A 16,519-nucleotide genomic window follows, 5' to 3' on the forward strand; every position below is an offset into this window, starting at 1 on the left:
ATGCCATCCTGCTACACCATTTTGTTTGCAATTTAAAATCATAAGCGTATGTTTTGATGTGTAAATTTTTAAAAATATAAAATAACCATCAATTTACGCGATCGTGTTTTTATTTGATAATTTTTTAAATATAAAAATATCATATGTATAATTAAAATCTCATTTTGTTTTGATATTACTATTTGGGTTTGTTTGCTTTCTTGTTTATTGAAAATCAAGTAGTTGACGATTATTTTGGTTAAAAAAATCTTAATACTGTGTTGTAATGCATTGAAAACTAACAGGATACTACAGGATGGTAAGAAAATTACTTCTGGATAAATTTGAGTAGCTAACTATTAATTAACCAAATTAACTTTTATGAAAAACAAATTAAGTTTTCTGCTGGTGATAGCTTTGATTGCACTCCTTCATGCATCAGCTTTTGCACAGAACAAAGTAGTTAAAGGTACAATTACAGACGGAACCGGATTGCCCGTTCCAGGAGTTAATGTCCTCATTAAAGGAACCCCGAATGGCGTAAGTACAGATATGGACGGAAGTTATTCCATAAGTGTTGCATCGGGTGCTGTTCTTGTTTACAGTTTTATTGGTTTTAAAAAACAGGAAATCACTGTTGGAAATTCAAATGTTTACAATGTTGTCCTTAAGGAAGAGGATAATTCTCTCGAAGAAGTTGTTGTCGTTGGTTATGGTGTAAAAAAGAAAAAGACCTTACAGGGTCAATTGTAAGCGTAGGAGCTGAGGAAATCGCTTCAAGGCCCGTTGTAAATGCGGTACAGGCAATGCAAGGAAAAGCAGCCGGAGTAGATATTACGACAAATGAGCGTCCGGGTACGGTTGGAACGGTTACTATTCGTGGAGCACGTTCTATTTCCGCATCCAATGCCCCGCTTTATGTGGTCGATGGTATTCCGTTAAACTCAAGATTAATTACCGATTCAAGTACAGGGAAAATTAGTGTGGATCCGAATTCTGGTGGAATCGATTTTTTGAACCCTACGGATATTGAAACGATTGATGTTTTAAAAGATGCTTCTGCGACTGCTATTTATGGTTCACGTGGTGCAAACGGAGTTATTATTGTAACGACAAAAAAAGGTAAAAACGGAAGATTTACTTTAAATTACGATACTTCGATCATGTTCGAAACCATTCATGAAAATGCACCCATGATGAATTCGGCAGAATATATCGAATTTCGCCGTTGGGGAAGGTATTATTCCAATCCCGGTGCTTTTCCAAAAGGAGATGCACCAACAATTGAAAATGACAAATTAATTTTTTGGCTTCCGCCGATCCTTCTGCGTGGGCCAATATTGAAAAAGGATGGAGAGATACCGACGGAAATTTAACCGCAACCTGGGATGGCTCAAAAGTAGGAACTACAGACTGGACAAAATTTGTAACCCGAACCGGAATTACACAACAGCATACCATTGGCGTAAGCGGCGGAACAGAAAAAATGAAAGCCTACGGTTCTTTTGGATATCTCAATAATACCGGAACATTAAAAGGGCAGGGCTACGTGCGTTATAGTGGTACAGCAAGTGTAGATATTACGCCAACAAAATGGTTCCAGATGGGAGTAAGCCTTAATACAAGTTACGGTGTTAATGAATACGGACAATCAAATGTAGGTAGAACTGCCGTTACAACTACTACCGGAATCTATGCTACAGCCCGTACAAATCTTCCATACGCGGTACCGTATGACAATAACGGAGTACGAATTGATAATCCCGGAGGAGATTCTACAATAAGAACTCCTGTTGATGAAGATAAATATTCGCAGGATCAGCGTGTTTCATTACGTGCTTTTGGTAGTTTATATGCACAGTTGGATTTTGGTGCTTTTTCGTCTAAACTGGATGGTTTAAAATACCGAATTAATTTTGGTCCCGATATTACGTCTTATCGCGATGGTGTTTATTTAGATGGAAAATCGGCCATTCGTTCCGGAACAAGTTTTGCTTCTTTATACAATGAAAGATCAATTTCGTACACGCTGGACAATCTGATTTTTTACAACAAAGCAGTAGGAAATCATAACTTCGGAGCTACTTTGTTAATGAGCCAGACAGAATATCACAATGAGCAAAGTTCAATGTCTGCGAATGATATAAAAAATCCTGCCAACAAATGGAATGCCTTAAATCCTGCTAATGTTACGCTTGCAGGTTATTCTTCCGGTTTAACCGATACAGGTTTGTTATCCTACATGGGAAGAGTGAATTACGGTTATGACGACAAATATTTGCTAACAGCTTCTGGTCGTTTTGATGGGGCTTCGCAATTAGCTCCAGACAAAAGATGGGCCTTTTTCCCGAGTGCTTCTGTAGCGTGGGTGATCAACAAAGAAAAATTTCTGGAAAATGCGACCTGGCTTAATCAATTAAAAATGAGAGTAGGTTATGGTGTTACCGGTAATGCTGCAGTTCCGGCTTATGCTACTCAGCCGCCTTTAATAGGAATCGTTTATCCAAACGGATCCGGTGTTACAAATAATACTTCTTTTGGAAATTTGCAATTGGGCTGGGAGCAGACTTCGCAGTTTAATTACGGAATTGATTTTTCTATGTTTAATAACAGAATTTCGGGTGCTTTAGATTATTACACCAGTAAAACAACAGATTTGTTATTAAAAAGCAGTGTTCCTACTACTCTTGGTGTAAAAGACACGTATCAAAATGTTGGTGAAACAGAAGGAAACGGAGTCGAACTTACGTTGAATACTGTAAACGTAACTTTAAAAGATTTTGAATGGAGTTCTAATTTTAGTGGATCGTATCAGCAAAGTAAAATTGTATCGCTTCAAAATGGGAAATTTGATGATATAAATAACAATTTATTTATTGGAGAATCACAAAATGTAATTTACGGTTTTGCTTCAAACGGAATATGGAAACCCGAAGATGCAGCAGAAATGGCAAAATTTAATACCGCAGCAGGTTCGAATATTTTTTCATTTGGAAATGCCAGACCTGTTGATCAAAATGGAGATTATAAAATTGATGCTAATAATGACCGTGTTATTATCGGTTCAAAAGATCCAAAATATATTGTGGGTTTAACCAATACTTTCGTGTACAAAAGTGTCGAATTATCTTTCTTTGTTTACGGTCGAATGGGATATTTGTATGATACTTTGGGAGAAAACGAAGGCGCAAAAGGCAGTCAGAGAGCCATTAATTATTACACAGATAATAATACAAATGCCGAGTATCAAAAACCAATTTATTCTGCCGGAACAGGAGATCCTTATTTTCCTGTTTTAGGCTATCGAAACGGAGCATTCTTAAAAATGCGAAACATCTCGTTAGGCTATCATTTTGATAAAGATTTAATACAAAAACTGGGAATTTCTAAAATGAAATTATACTGTCAGGCGACAAATCCGGGAATGATTTTCTCCAAAGTTAAATGGACAGATCTGGATACGCAGACAACAGCTTCAAACAGAGGTGTGACTTTAGGTTTAAATGTAGAATTCTAATTAAACTAAAAAAATCATTATGAAAAATTATAAAAAACAATATATCAGTTTGATGCTTGTTACTGTTTTACTTTTAAGCAGTTCATGCAACAAAGATTTTCTTGACGAAGAATTAACTACAGCTTATACTCAGGAATATTATAAAACCGAAGCCGGAATTCAGGCTTTGGCAATTGGAACTTATTATCAGGTATTTGCTGCAGAATTTGCAACAGAAATTCCGCTTACGGCAACAGAATCAGGAACAGATGAATTTCATGCGGGAGGAGATCCATCCAATTGGATCTGGAATTCGTATTCTTCAGGATTTAAGGCTTTTGTAACCGTTTCTAATGCCAATACAGTTGCTGCAAATACCAATTGGGATAATTTATATATCGGAATCGGGAATGCCAATCAACTAATAGAATCAGCAACAGCAATTGCATCAACCAACGATGCGATTAAAAAAACAGCTTTAGGCGAAGGCTATTTTTTAAGAGCGTTTAATTATTTAAAATTAGTAAATCAATATGGAGGTGTTCCTTTAAAATTAACCACAAGTTCTACAGTTGAATTAGAATTTACCAGAGCAACCCCGCAACAAGTTTTAGAACAGGTAATTGCAGATTTTACTCAAGCTTATAATTTATTGAGTAATGCAGGCGCCCCGGCAAAAATTACAAAAGATGCCGCAGCACATTATTTGGCAAAAGCCTATTTAACACGTGCGAGTGAAATAAATGATACCGGAATTCGGCCACAAAACTCACAGATTTACAGCAAGTGGTAACTTTATCAGATGAAGTAATTGCACATCATCCATTGGCTTCAAATTTTGGGGAGTTATGGAATTATACTGTTGCAGATGGAGCAAATGAAAAACTTCCGGAGTTAATTTTATCAGCCCAATTTAATGCCAGTACATTAACTACAGGAGGTAATCAGCAGCATTTGCATTTTCTTTCAACTTATGATCAGCTTCCGCAAATGCGACGTAATCTTGCAGGAGGAAGACCTTTTAGCCGTTTAGCGCCAACTTATTTTGTATATGATGTTTACGATCATGTAAACGATTCCCGTTTCTGGAAAAGTTTCCAAACCAAAAGTATCATCAACAACAAATCTGGAACTTATTACAATAACGGTGATTTAGGAATTATGTATATCGTTAATAATGCCGGAGATACCCGTTTCGCAAAAACTAAAAATACGGATGCCATAGTTGATGTAAAAACCGGAAAAACAGTTCCGAGTGTTTATGTAGCCTATGCCGCAGACAATATTGGTTTGATGGCCGATGTAAGATTTCCTTCTTTAAGCAAACATTTAGATGGAAACAGAATCGATTTGAGTAATACAAAAGGTTCGCGTGATATTATTTTAGCGCGTTCTGCAGAAACCTATTTGCAGGCTGCAGAAGCAAAAATACGTTTGGCACAAATAGGCGGCGCTACATTTTCGGATGCATTACCTTATATCAACGCCGTTAGAACTCGTGCGCAATACAAAGCGGGAGAAAATCGTGCTGCTTACACAGATGGTTCTGCAGCCTATACAACGACAGGTCAGGCAGGAATTCCGATTTCTTTTGTTCCTGAAAATTCCTATTATGAGTCAAATAACATTCCTGTTTCAACAGCCGCAACAAGTCTCGCAATTACCAGTATTGGAGCTTTGCCTTTAGAAGATCAGGCTGTAATTTCAAAATTAGGATATGCAGGTGATTATGACCGAATGTTGTGTTTGATACTTAACGAACGTACGAGAGAACTTTGCGGAGAATTTCACCGTTGGGAAGATTTAAGCAGAACCAAAACTTTGATAGCCAGAGCAAAAGCCTACAATATTGAAGCGAACCCAAATATTCAGGATTTCCATCATCTGCGTCCTATTCCGCAAACTTTCCTTGATGGAGTTTATTCAAACGGAAGACCGTTGACCGCCTCAGAAAAAGATGCCATGCAGAACCCTGGATATTAAAATTTATTGAACACGAATTTCAAACACGAATTTCACGAATTGTCACGAATTATGGTTCGTGAAATAATTTCACAAGCAAAGTTACCAAACAGATTTGTGCTAATTAGTGAAATTAGTGTTGATTTCTAATTAATACTATTCAAACACGAATTTCACGAATTGTCACGAATTATGGTTCGTGAAATAATTTCACAAGCAAAGTTACCAAACAGATTTGTGCTAATTAGTGAAATTAGTGTTGATTTCTAATTAATACTATTCAAACACGAATTTCACGAATTATCACGAATTACTAGTTTGTGAAATTAATTGAACAAATTAAGATAACCATCCAAATTTGTGCTAATTAGTGAAATTCGTGTTTGCTTTAATAACTTCACAATACATTAGAATATGCAAAACAACGCAACAATTCGAAATGCTTTTAAAATGAAATTAAAGCCTGGTTTTGAAGCAGAATATAAAAAAAGGCATGACGAAATTTGGCCGGAATTGGCAAAACTACTTTCAGAAACGGGAATTCAGGATTATAGTATTTTTTTAGATGAAGAAAGCCTGATACTTTTTGCAGTCCAGAAAATTAGCCCCGATTTTGATCAGAAGTATTTGCCTAATCACCCAATAGTAAAAACGTGGTGGGCCTATATGGCTGATATTATGGAAACGAACCCGGATAATTCTCCGGTTGCCATTTCATTAAAAGAAGTTTTTCATTTAGATTAGTCCATATAATCTATGACAAAAAATCAACACATAGAAACATAGAATTAAAATTTTAATAAAAAGGTATTTAAAGAAAATCAAGATTTTCAACACATAGTCCCTAAGCTTCGGGATTTGTTTAAACAAGTGAAATGCCTTTTTTAGCAAAGAGAATCTATGTTTCTATGTGTTAAAATAATTTCGCCAACGGATTTTAACTAACTACAATTATGAATTATAAATCAACAAAAATAATAACAGTATTCACTTTCGGAATATGTTTTTCTATAAATGCCCAAACAAACGACGTAACAACGCCCTTACATTTAATGCAGCCCGATTATGTAACGCCGTATGTAATTCCTGAAAAAAACAATATCGAAAATGTATTGAATAGAGTTTATGTTTTTCTCGAAGAAAATACAGCTTCAAAAGTTATAAATGCCAGTGATAATTCAGAAATAAAAGATTTTAAAAAAGTAAAAGGAAAAATCAAATTTGCACCTGGAGCATTTCGGTTAACAAGTTACGAATGGGGTGTAACCTATGCAGGAATGATTTTAGCAGCCGAAGCAACCGGAAACAAACAATATTCAGATTATACAAATAAGCGTATAAAACTCATTGCAGATGTCGCAGAAAATTATAAAACCGAAAATCTAAAAGATTCTCCCGTACATACCGTTTTAAATCCAAGAGCTTTAGACGATGCGGGTGCTTTGTGTGCCGCATTTATAAAAGCCAAAAAAGCAGGAACTAATGCCAATGTCGATCCAGTAATCAATAATTTTATAAAGTATATCAGCGAAAAAGAATTTCGCTTAAAAGACGGAACACTCGCCAGAAACCGTCCGCAGGACAACACACTTTGGTTAGATGATATGTTTATGAGTGTGCCAGCGCTTGCGCAAATGGGCAGTTATACAGGCGATGTAAAATATTACGACGATGCCGTAAAGCAGGTCAATCAGTTTTCTCAAAGAATGTTCAATTCTCAAAAAGGAATTTATATGCATGGCTGGGTAGAATCTATGCAGGTTCATCCTGAATTTCATTGGGCCAGAGCCAATGGCTGGGCAGTGATGACAATGGTAGAATTATTAGAAGTTTTACCAAAAAATCATCCCGGATATCCGCAGGTTTTAGCACAGCTTCAAAAACACATTGCAGGTTTATTGCAATATCAGGACGGAACCGGTTTTTGGCATCAATTATTAGATAGAAATGATACCTACTTAGAAACTTCGGCGACAGCCATATACACTTACGCCATTGCCAGAGCCATTAATCGTGGTTATGTCGACAAACTGGCTTACACGCCCGCCGTTGTTTTGGCGTGGAATGCCGTTGCTTCAAAAGTAAATGCAAAAGGTCAGGTTGAAGGAACCTGCGTAGGAACCGGAATGGGTTTTGATCCTGCATTTTATTACTATCGCCCCGTAAATTTATACGCTGCCCACGGTTACGGTCCCGTTTTATTGGCCGGAGCCGAAATGATTTTGCTTTTGAAAAACACCCAGTTTGAGATTAATGATAGTTCTATACAGGTGAAAGGATAGAAGTTTCATGTTTTCTTTGTTTCAGGTTTCAAGTTTAAACTTTTGTCTATAAACTAAAGTTTACACATAAATTCTCTCGCAGAGACGCAAAGGCGCAAAGTTTTATTTTTAAGTTAATGATTAAGCGTGTTATTTGTCATTTCGAGGAACGAGAAATCACATGCGTAACTCTACAAAGATTGGCGATTATAATTGCGGAGCTTCTAGTGTGATTTCTCGTTCCTCGAAATGACAAACTACAGCAACCTGAAACCTGAAACAAAGAAAACCTGAAACAATTTTATTCTTCCCTAAAATCAAACCACAAATTCATTTTAATCCCGTCATCGCCGCTTTTAATACGAATATTAGTTGGCTGACTTTGTGGTCCTTGTTGTTCTAGAGGTTTAAAATCCCGCATCGCAGGAATTTCATACATAAACGAAATATCGCCTTCCGGAAATGCAGGTTGCGGATAACTTCCCTGAAAACCATTTTTAGGCAAATCAGGTGTAAATAACCTCAGGAATAAATTATCAGATTCGCTAAAAAATTTAAACGATGAGGCTCCTGCTTTTAAATTAGCGGCCAGAACATTAGCATGATACCCTTTAAATTCAGGATAAATTAAATTCTCGAAACTTTCGCCCGTTATGGTATTGTTATAGGCTTTTTCCCAAATGCCGTACGTTGTTCCTTTAATTCGGTTTTTCCAAACGTGATAAGGGCCTCTTCCAAACCATTTAATGCCTGTAACTTCTTTTTCAGGAAAACTAAACGTGATTCCAAACGCGCTGATTTTATCTTCAAAAAAAGCACCGTCAAAACCTTCGCCGCCAGAAGCATTTTTCAAGGCAATTAATTCCATTTTGAATCTTCCGTCAGGTTCCATAATCCATTTAATGGAAGATAAACCGCCAGAATAATTTACAGTACAAATGACTTTTTCACCTTCTTGCGAAACCTGAATATCTTTTAGTTTAGCTTTCATCCCAATTGGGCGAGGGCCATTTGTAAGCGGAATTATTGAAGTTTTATTTTTTATAGAAGAGATTTCTCCCGTCAAAGCATCCAAAGTTATTGTTACATTATTTCCTTTTAAAATGATTTCATTTCCTGTTTTTGTAACCGTTGCTTTTGTTTTGGTATTTTGAACCGCTAAAAATTTAGCAGCATAATATTTTGCTTTGTGAATGGGCCATGTCCAGGTATAAATTTCTTTATTGAATTGATCATAAGCAGAGATGGACAAAACATCGCCGTCAGCAAAATTTTTCGGAACAGCAAATTGAATTTTACGCGTTTCACCTGGATCAATACTTGGAATTTCAATTTTTCCTGAACTAATTGCTGTTGAAGTTCCATCGGAATAAAGAACATTGGTTTCTGATTTTAGAACCTTAAATTCCATTTTACAGGAATTCAAATTGCTAAAAAGATAATCATTAGAAATTAAAAACGAACCGTCAAAAGCTGATGTAACCTGTTTTGGCAGAAACTGAATGGGCGCCCAGACTTCTTTTACCGTATAATAACTTCCTTCTCTTTCACGATGAGGTCCAAGAATTCCATCCGCGGCAAGCGAACCTTTCGAATCAAATTTTACATCGCCCGTCCAGTCAGAGCGTTTTACGGCTTCGTCGAGCATCGCCCACATAAATCCTCCGGCAAAAAGCGGACTTTCTTTATACCGATTCCAAAAATCTTCCAGAGCCGCTCCGTGACCGTTGTCGTAAGTTCCGTGCATAAATTCTGTTGGAAAAAATACATTTTCACCTGCATTAAAACGATGCATTCCAGTCAAATAGGTCGGGTAGTGGTGTGTGTCCCAACCATTAAAATCGGCCCACGGATGAATTACAATTCTTTTCTGCGGATCATTTTCTGCAAAAACTTTATCAACATCATAATTCCAGCCGCCTTCATTACCATTATCCCAAATAATTACCGACGGATGATTGACATCTCGTGTCACCATTTCCGTCACTAATTTGGTTCCCGTTTCTGTATCATAAGAATTTTGCCAGCCCGCTAATTCATTCAAAACAAAAAGACCAAGAGAATCACAAACTTCCAGAAAATGCTCGTCTGGAGGATAATGCCCACGAACCGCATTCATATTCATATCCTTTAATAATTTCCCGTCTAATTCACTGATTCGCTTGCTCGTACTTCTTCCGCCTTCCGGCCAAAACGAATGACGGTTAATTCCTTTCATGATAATTTTGGTACCGTTTACATAAATACCGTCTTGTTTTTTGAATTCTAAAGTTCTAAAACCAATGCGTTTATTATATTGATGAAGCACAGTTCCGTTTTGTTTTAAAACAAGCTGTAAATCATATAAATTAGGATTTTCCGGATTCCACGGTTTAATGTTTTTCCATTGTGCAGATATGGATTCTCTTGTAGTTTTCGCTTTAAGCGGAAAAGTAAAAGTTTCGAAATTTTCTCCCTTTAAACCTTTTAGGGTCGCTTCCAAAACCGTGTTTTTCGGAATGTTTATCAAATTCAGATCAACCGTAATTGAACCATCCATTTTTGGATTTACGGCAATATGTTCAATATGAGTTTTTGGAGAAATTTCGAGCCAAACCGGACGATAAATTCCACCAAAAAGCCACCAATCTGCACGACGTTCTGCCGCGTTAACTGATTTATTTGCAGAATGTTTCCAAACGTGAACTTCTAAAATATTTTTAGAGCCAAATTTTAATAAAGACGAAATATCATATTTAAATTCATAAAATCCGCCCTGATGAATCGCCCCGGCCAGTTTTCCGTTGATTTTTACTTCTGTCTCCGTCATCGCGCCACCAAAGGCAATAACAACATCTTTATCTTTATAATTTGCTGGAATTTCAAATTCATATTTATACAAGCCTTCTTCTTTACTCGGCTCTTTTTGGTTGAGTTCTTTGTACCAGCGACCATACGTATATTCGCCAAAACCTTCTAATTCCCATTGCGATGGCACATTTATTTTAGACCATTTTTGGCTGTTATTCCCGCCCGTACAATAAAAATCCCATTGTACAGGATGTTCAAAATCTTTTCCCGAAAGATAAATTTTATCTGTTTGCTGTGCGATAGATTTTTGAGTTACAAAAAGTGAAAACGCAGCAATTGCAATAGTTTGAAATGTATTTTTTAGCAGCATAATAGTTTTATTATTTGATCGTTAATTACCATCTGGTTTAGTGATTTCAAAGCGGTTACTCATTGGTAAAGTCCAGCTTGAAATGTAATTTGGTTTCTTAGGATTGTAATTTGGAATTTCTTTTTTGATATTTTTTTCAAAGGAATATCAAGTTCTCGAATTCCTTGAAGCACGCAAAGCGCAATTTCGTTTGCTCCAAAACTATTAAAGTGTGTATTGTCATCCAAAGCTTTTTCCTGCCCCGGAAAAGTATTGGCAGGGTATTGCACAAAAGCTTTTCTGGAAACTTCATCGCCCCAGGTTTCGTAAAGTTCAGTCGTTAATTTTGTAATATCAATAAGCGCAACATTATTTTTTTGAGCCACAGCTCGCATGGCAGCAGGAAAATCGCCATGCGTTTCTTTTAAAGTTCCATTTTCATTAAAAAACCGACGTTGTGTAGGTGTTACCAAAACCGGAATCGCATCTTTCTCTTTTGCAGCGTGAACAAATTCAGTCAATAAATCAGAATAAGATTCCCACGCACCATTTCCTGCGCCTTTTATTTTTTCGTCGTTATGACCAAATTCCACAAACAAATAATCGCCTTTTTTTATTTGTAAAAGGATCTTTTTTAGACGATTTGAATTTTTAAAAGAACTTAAAGAAGAACCTGAATATGCATAATTTGCGATAACAATATTTGTGTCAAAATAATTAGTAACAAATTGTCCCCAAGATGCCCACGGCTCAACATCCTGATCGGTAACCGTAGAATCTCCGGCGAGATAAACAACTGTCAAATTATCTTTTAAAGTAATTTTGATGCTTTGAATCGAAACTTCGCCCAAAAATTCAAGCGTGAGTTTATCATCCCAATCAAAAATGTCTTTCTCGCGATCTTTTAATGTAATGTTTTGGTTTTCATCTATTTTGGGAGTTCTGATATTAACATTAAAAATCTTTGTGACTGACTTTCCTTTTTGAATAGCAAGTTGATTGAGCATTAATCTTCGGGATTCTGTTTTTATGGTGATGTTTGACTCTTTTTCTGAATTTCCCATAACAACTTCCACCTGATAATTTCCTTCGGGAAGTTTCACAGAAAAGTAAGTTGGTTTTTTTGTTGAAAAAGAATTGGGATCCATTTTGATGTTTGAAGCCGTATTAAAATCAAAGCCATAGCCCACATTTGGATCGTAAACCAAAGCAGTATTGATTATGGTTCCTTTTGAGTTTTTTACAGAAGTTCCAAAATCAAACCATACAGATTTTCTGTTTTTAATAGTATCATTCAAATTGCCATTCGAAGACGCAGCAAAGACAAAAGTCCAGGAAAAAAACAAAGAAATAAGGTTGTGATTTTTGCCACTTTTGTAAAATTTTAATGGGTTTGTTATTCAAATCTAATCGTTCATTTTTGATAAAGTATCCTGTACTATGATGTTAAATTAAGAATATGATAATTATTAAATATGTTAAAATAAAATCGTTTGTTTGAAAAAATAATAGATTTTTTATTGATTGTAGAAGGATAGTGCAGGATGGTTTTGTTTTTGGTATTTTCTTACTTTACTAGATGAATGCGCTTTTGATTTTGTTGAATATTTTTTGAATAAATCCATTAAAAAACTACTTATCATGAAGAAAATACTATTTGTTTCTGCTCTTTTAGTTTCGCTTATTTTTTTGTCATTTAAGAAAAATCAATCAGGCGTAACGCTAAAAGAAGTTGTTGTAAAAGCTCCTTTTGAGATGCCGGCAATTAAAATTCCGGATTTCACGAATTGCAAGGAATATTCAATTGTAGATTTCGGAGCTATAAAAGGAAATAAGGACAAAATATCCGATGCCATAAATAAAGCGATCACAAAAGCAAATAAAGCTGGTGGAGGAATTGTGGTGATTCCTGAAGGCGAATGGATTACGAAAAAAATCCATTTTAAGAGTAATGTTAACCTTCATTTGAAGAAAGGAGCAGTTTTACTTTTCTCAGAAGATCCAAATGATTATTTACCGGCCGTTTCCTCGACTTGGGAAGGATATGAATGCTATAATTATTCGCCGTTGGTTTATGCGTACCAATGTAAAAATATTGCCATTACCGGTGAAGGCGAATTAAAGGCAAAAATGGATATTTGGAAAGAATGGTTTAAACGACCAAAAGGGCACATGGAAAGTTTAAAAAGATTGTATTATTTGGCTTCTTACAACAAACCTTTAAAAGAACGCCAAATGGTAAATGATTCGGCACATTTTCGACCTCAGTTTATTCAGTTTAATCGCTGTGAGAATATTGTAATGGATGGTGTTACGATTACTAATAGTCCGTTTTGGACGATTCATCCTTTTTGTCTAAAGATGTTGTTCTCAGAAATCTAAAAGTTTACGCACACGGACATAATAATGACGGTGTTGATCCTGAAATGAGCCAGAATGTACTAATCGAAAATTGTGTTTTTGATCAGGGAGACGATGCAATTGCCATAAAATCTGGAAGTAATCAGGATGCGTGGCGACTGAATACGCCTTCAAAAAACGTTGTCATGCGAAATTGTATTGTTAAAAACGGACATCAATTGGTAGCCATTGGAAGCGAACTTTCTGGCGGAATAGAAAATGTTTTCATCGATAATTGCACTGTCGTGGATGGCGCAAAACTGAATCATCTTCTTTTCATCAAAACCAATGAACGCCGTGGCGGATATGTCAACAATATTTATATGAGTAACATAACATGTGGTAAAATCGACGAAGGAATTCTGGGAATTGAAACTGATGTGATGTATCAATGGAGAAATTTAGTGCCAACGCTCGAGCGAAAATTAACGCCAATAAAAAACGTTTATCTGGAAAATATTAAAGCAACAAACGTAAAGTTTATTTCAAGAATTTTAGGGCAAAAAGAACTTCCGGTTGAGAATGTTTTTCTTAAAAATATTAAAGCTGATAATGTTTCAGGAGAAAAGGATATTCATGAAAATGTGGTGAATTTTGAGAGGAAAGATTGATTCTATCGTATAGTATTTTAACCATAGCCCACGGTTTCAACCGTGGGAGACGTATTGTAAAATGCATTGTTTTTCAACGATTTCAATCATGTAATCGGAATACACATTGTATGAATATATTGCGCTCCAACGGTTGAAACCGTTGGCTATGTTTACAATATTATGATGAAATATTTTTGAATTTTATTGATTCATTAAATCGAATTCCTGTCAATAAAATTAAACGGCACCTTCACCGAACCTTTTTCTTTATTTAAAATCATTCGGGCTGCAGTTTCGCCCATAACATTAAAATCGGTAGACATTACGGTGATTCCCAAGAGTTCTTTTAGTGGAGTATCATTATAAGAGATTACGCCAATATCTTTTCCTAAAACATATTCTTCATCGCGAATTTGTTTCATAAGGTTAACAAGATCAGATTCTTCAATAGTAATAAATAAATCGCCTTTTTTAAGCACCATATCGTCATAAACCTCACTAAGAATTTCAAAATTGATTTCGTGCTCGACACAAAACTTTTTGAAACCGTGTAAAATTCTGCGGGGATAAGGATAAACGGCTTTTTCAGGATAGACCAGGATTAATTTTTTATATTTAGTTATTTTGGCAAGACCTTCCTTTAAAGCATTGTAAATATCATTTTCAAAATCCTGATAAATTTTGATAATTTCGCCTTCCGTTGTTAGTTTTATGTTATCCATAATAACCAATTTATCCTGCGGAATTTTCTGAATCGCTTTTACAACTTCATCAGTAAAACTTAAGTGTTTCAGTTCATCAGTTTTAAAATGTGTTGTAATGACATAATAATCGTAAACACCTTCAAACTTGTCCAGTAAATTCAGGAATAATGTTTCGTCGCAATGGTAAATATGCAAATCGGTATGGGCATTGGCACCAACGGTATTAATAAAAGAGTTGTACGTTTTCATTTTGTACGCACTCAGTTTATTAAATAAAAACAAAATATTTACCTTAGATTCAAGCTTGGTTCGGGTAATATAATAACCTTTTCCTCGAATGGATGAAATAATTTTTCGCTCTTTTAAAATATTATAAGCCTTCTCAACTGTATCTCTCGACATATAAAACTCTTCACTAAAGCTGTTTATAGAAGGAATTTTTTGATTTATTTTTAGATTTCCGTTGGCAATATTTTGCAGAATCGAGTCTACAATTTGTTTGTATTTAGGAACTCTTGAGTCTTCATCTATTTTAATAAGTTTGATCATGAGGCTTGTAATTGCAAATCACGTTCGTTTAATAAAACGCAATTCTAAATTATATTTTTTTGTAAATAGCTTAAAATTAAATTGTTGCCTTATTTTGTTGGCTTTACAAATAAAAGACAACATTAAATTTAAGGAACTTAATTCTTAATCTGATTTTTTATTTATTAAATAAGTATCATTTTAATAATTGCGAAATCGATTGCTAAAATAGAAATTTTAAATTTATTTTTTCAATATATTCCAATACTTCTTTACAATACTTCCCGGTTTTAACATATAATATAAAGGATAGTACAGGATAGTTTTGTTTTTTACATTTTCTTATTTTACCAAACGAGATTAACTATCACAATAGCCACAAACAAATTAATAAATGGAATCATTATTAGGGATCATTTTTCACTCCATCGGAGGTTTTTCTTCAGGGAGTTTTTACATGCCATTCAAAAAAGTTAAAAATTGGGCTTGGGAAAGCTACTGGCTCGTAGGAGGTTTTTTCTCCTGGCTTATCGTTCCGCCAATTGCAGCTTATTTAACGATTCCGAATTTTGTTGATATTATTGCTGCAGCTTCGCCTACAATCAAAGCCTTTACTTTTTCAATGGGATTGATTTGGGGAATCGGCGGATTAACATACGGTTTAGGCGTTCGTTATCTCGGAATGTCACTTGGAAATTCTATCGTATTAGGTTTCTGTTCTGCTTTTGGAGCTTTGGTTCCATCCATTTATTATAATTTTTATCCAACCGAAGGAAAAATTTCTTTTACAGATATGTTACAAAGTACTGGCGGACAACTTGTGTTGCTTGGCGTTGTGGTTTGCCTTATCGGAATTGCCATTTCAGGGAAAGCAGGAATCTTAAAAGAAAAAGATTTTGCAGTTGGACATGAGGATAAAGACAAAGATTTTAATCTTACAAAAGGATTAATTATTGCCGTAATATCAGGTATTTTAAGTTCTTTTTTCAATTACGGAATCGAAGCCGGAAAACCAATGGCAGAAGCGGCTGTAGTTTCAGGCTGTAATCCTTTGTTTCAAAATAATGTTACTTATATCGTACTTCTTTGGGGCGGACTTACAACGAATTTTATTTGGTGTATGTACCTCAATTTCAAAAATAAAACCTTTGGAGATTATACCAATAAATCAACACCAATTACTAAAAATATTCTTTTTTCTGCACTTGCCGGAACGATGTGGTTTTTGCAATTTTTCTTCTACGGAATGGGCGAAAGCAAACTTGGAAACGGAGCCAGTTCATGGATTTTGCACATGGCAACGATTATCCTTACAGCCAATTTCTGGGGATTTTATTTGAAAGAATGGAAAGGAGTTTCCAAAAAAACATTCAATACTTTTTTATGGGGAATTGGATTGATCATGCTTTCGATAGTATTGGTCGGAATTGGAAATTCATTATAAAATAAAAGACATA

At 35.3% G+C, this 16,519-nt stretch carries 13 protein-coding genes; 10 read left to right on the forward strand and 3 right to left on the reverse strand.

All coding sequences use genetic code 11. The features are described from left to right. Positions 1-360 precede the first annotated feature (360 nt). From ACZZZT_RS13635 to ACZZZT_RS13665, 7 genes are all read left to right on the forward strand, one after another. Positions 361-732, forward strand: coding sequence for a carboxypeptidase-like regulatory domain-containing protein (locus ACZZZT_RS13635; RefSeq protein ID WP_463460775.1), 372 nt, complete (start codon positions 361-363; stop codon positions 730-732). Positions 733-749: 17 nt separating this feature from the next. After that, the gene (locus ACZZZT_RS13640; protein WP_463462434.1) at positions 750-1,355 is read left to right on the forward strand and encodes a TonB-dependent receptor plug domain-containing protein; all 606 of its coding nucleotides are present in this window, start codon (positions 750-752) and stop codon (positions 1,353-1,355) included. After that, the gene (locus ACZZZT_RS13645) at positions 1,286-3,496 is read left to right on the forward strand and encodes a SusC/RagA family TonB-linked outer membrane protein (RefSeq protein ID WP_463460776.1); all 2,211 of its coding nucleotides are present in this window, start codon (positions 1,286-1,288) and stop codon (positions 3,494-3,496) included. The genes ACZZZT_RS13640 and ACZZZT_RS13645 overlap by 70 nt, the downstream gene beginning before the upstream one ends. Positions 3,497-3,515: 19 nt before the next feature. After that, on the forward strand, positions 3,516-4,268 hold the full coding sequence (locus ACZZZT_RS13650; RefSeq protein ID WP_463460777.1) for a RagB/SusD family nutrient uptake outer membrane protein: 753 nt from the start codon (positions 3,516-3,518) through the stop codon (positions 4,266-4,268). After that, complete coding sequence (locus ACZZZT_RS13655) at positions 4,262-5,458, forward strand: RagB/SusD family nutrient uptake outer membrane protein (protein ID WP_463460778.1); 1,197 nt, start codon at positions 4,262-4,264, stop codon at positions 5,456-5,458. The genes ACZZZT_RS13650 and ACZZZT_RS13655 overlap by 7 nt, the downstream gene beginning before the upstream one ends. A 393-nt stretch (positions 5,459-5,851) precedes the next feature. Further along, positions 5,852-6,181, forward strand: a complete 330-nt coding sequence (gene rhaM / locus ACZZZT_RS13660; protein ID WP_463460779.1) for an L-rhamnose mutarotase — start codon at positions 5,852-5,854, stop codon at positions 6,179-6,181. A 209-nt stretch (positions 6,182-6,390) separates the two neighbouring features. After that, positions 6,391-7,719 (forward strand): glycoside hydrolase family 88/105 protein, encoded by a 1,329-nt coding sequence (locus tag ACZZZT_RS13665; RefSeq protein ID WP_463460780.1) that lies wholly within the window; start codon positions 6,391-6,393, stop codon positions 7,717-7,719. Positions 7,720-7,999: 280 nt separating this feature from the next. Here ACZZZT_RS13665 and ACZZZT_RS13670 read toward each other — a convergent pair whose 3' ends face one another. Then, a complete protein-coding gene (locus tag ACZZZT_RS13670) occupies positions 8,000-10,858 on the reverse strand; it encodes a glycoside hydrolase family 2 protein (protein ID WP_463460781.1) in 2,859 nt (952 codons plus the stop codon). A gap of 59 nt (positions 10,859-10,917) precedes the next feature. Then, entirely contained in the window at positions 10,918-12,183 is a 1,266-nt protein-coding gene (locus ACZZZT_RS13675) for a rhamnogalacturonan acetylesterase (RefSeq protein ID WP_463460782.1), read from the reverse strand. Positions 12,184-12,478: 295 nt separating this feature from the next. On the opposite strand from ACZZZT_RS13675, the gene ACZZZT_RS13680 reads away from it, so the two are divergent. Both ACZZZT_RS13680 and ACZZZT_RS13685 read left to right on the forward strand, forming a co-directional pair. Beyond that, complete coding sequence (locus tag ACZZZT_RS13680) at positions 12,479-13,219, forward strand: glycoside hydrolase family 28 protein (protein WP_463460783.1); 741 nt, start codon at positions 12,479-12,481, stop codon at positions 13,217-13,219. Further along, a complete protein-coding gene (locus ACZZZT_RS13685) occupies positions 13,171-13,848 on the forward strand; it encodes a glycoside hydrolase family 28 protein (protein ID WP_463460784.1) in 678 nt (225 codons plus the stop codon). Before ACZZZT_RS13680 ends, ACZZZT_RS13685 begins: the two co-directional genes overlap by 49 nt. Before the next feature lie 194 nt (positions 13,849-14,042). On the opposite strand, the gene ACZZZT_RS13690 is transcribed toward ACZZZT_RS13685, so the two are convergent. Beyond that, entirely contained in the window at positions 14,043-15,083 is a 1,041-nt protein-coding gene (locus ACZZZT_RS13690; protein ID WP_042566504.1) for a GntR family transcriptional regulator, read from the reverse strand. Positions 15,084-15,456: 373 nt separating this feature from the next. Here ACZZZT_RS13690 and rhaT point away from each other — a divergent pair, with 373 nt between their 5' ends. Continuing rightward, a complete protein-coding gene (gene rhaT, locus ACZZZT_RS13695; protein WP_463460785.1) occupies positions 15,457-16,506 on the forward strand; it encodes an L-rhamnose/proton symporter RhaT in 1,050 nt (349 codons plus the stop codon). The last annotated feature ends 13 nt before the right edge of the window (positions 16,507-16,519 follow it).

Source organism: Flavobacterium sp. AC274 (assembly GCF_979258275.1).

Excerpts from the sequence above, each read along its gene's own strand:
- ACZZZT_RS13635 (WP_463460775.1), top strand. The coding sequence starts at position 361 with ATGAAAAACAAATTAAGTTTTCTGCTGGTGATAGCTTTGATTGCACTC.
- ACZZZT_RS13650 (WP_463460777.1), top strand. The coding sequence starts at position 3,516 with ATGAAAAATTATAAAAAACAATATATCAGTTTGATGCTTGTTACTGTT.
- rhaM (WP_463460779.1), top strand. The coding sequence starts at position 5,852 with ATGCAAAACAACGCAACAATTCGAAATGCTTTTAAAATGAAATTAAAG.
- ACZZZT_RS13665 (WP_463460780.1), top strand. The coding sequence starts at position 6,391 with ATGAATTATAAATCAACAAAAATAATAACAGTATTCACTTTCGGAATA.
- ACZZZT_RS13670 (WP_463460781.1), bottom strand. The coding sequence starts at position 10,858 with ATGCTGCTAAAAAATACATTTCAAACTATTGCAATTGCTGCGTTTTCA.
- ACZZZT_RS13680 (WP_463460783.1), top strand. The coding sequence starts at position 12,479 with ATGAAGAAAATACTATTTGTTTCTGCTCTTTTAGTTTCGCTTATTTTT.
- ACZZZT_RS13690 (WP_042566504.1), bottom strand. The coding sequence starts at position 15,083 with ATGATCAAACTTATTAAAATAGATGAAGACTCAAGAGTTCCTAAATAC.
- rhaT (WP_463460785.1), top strand. The coding sequence starts at position 15,457 with ATGGAATCATTATTAGGGATCATTTTTCACTCCATCGGAGGTTTTTCT.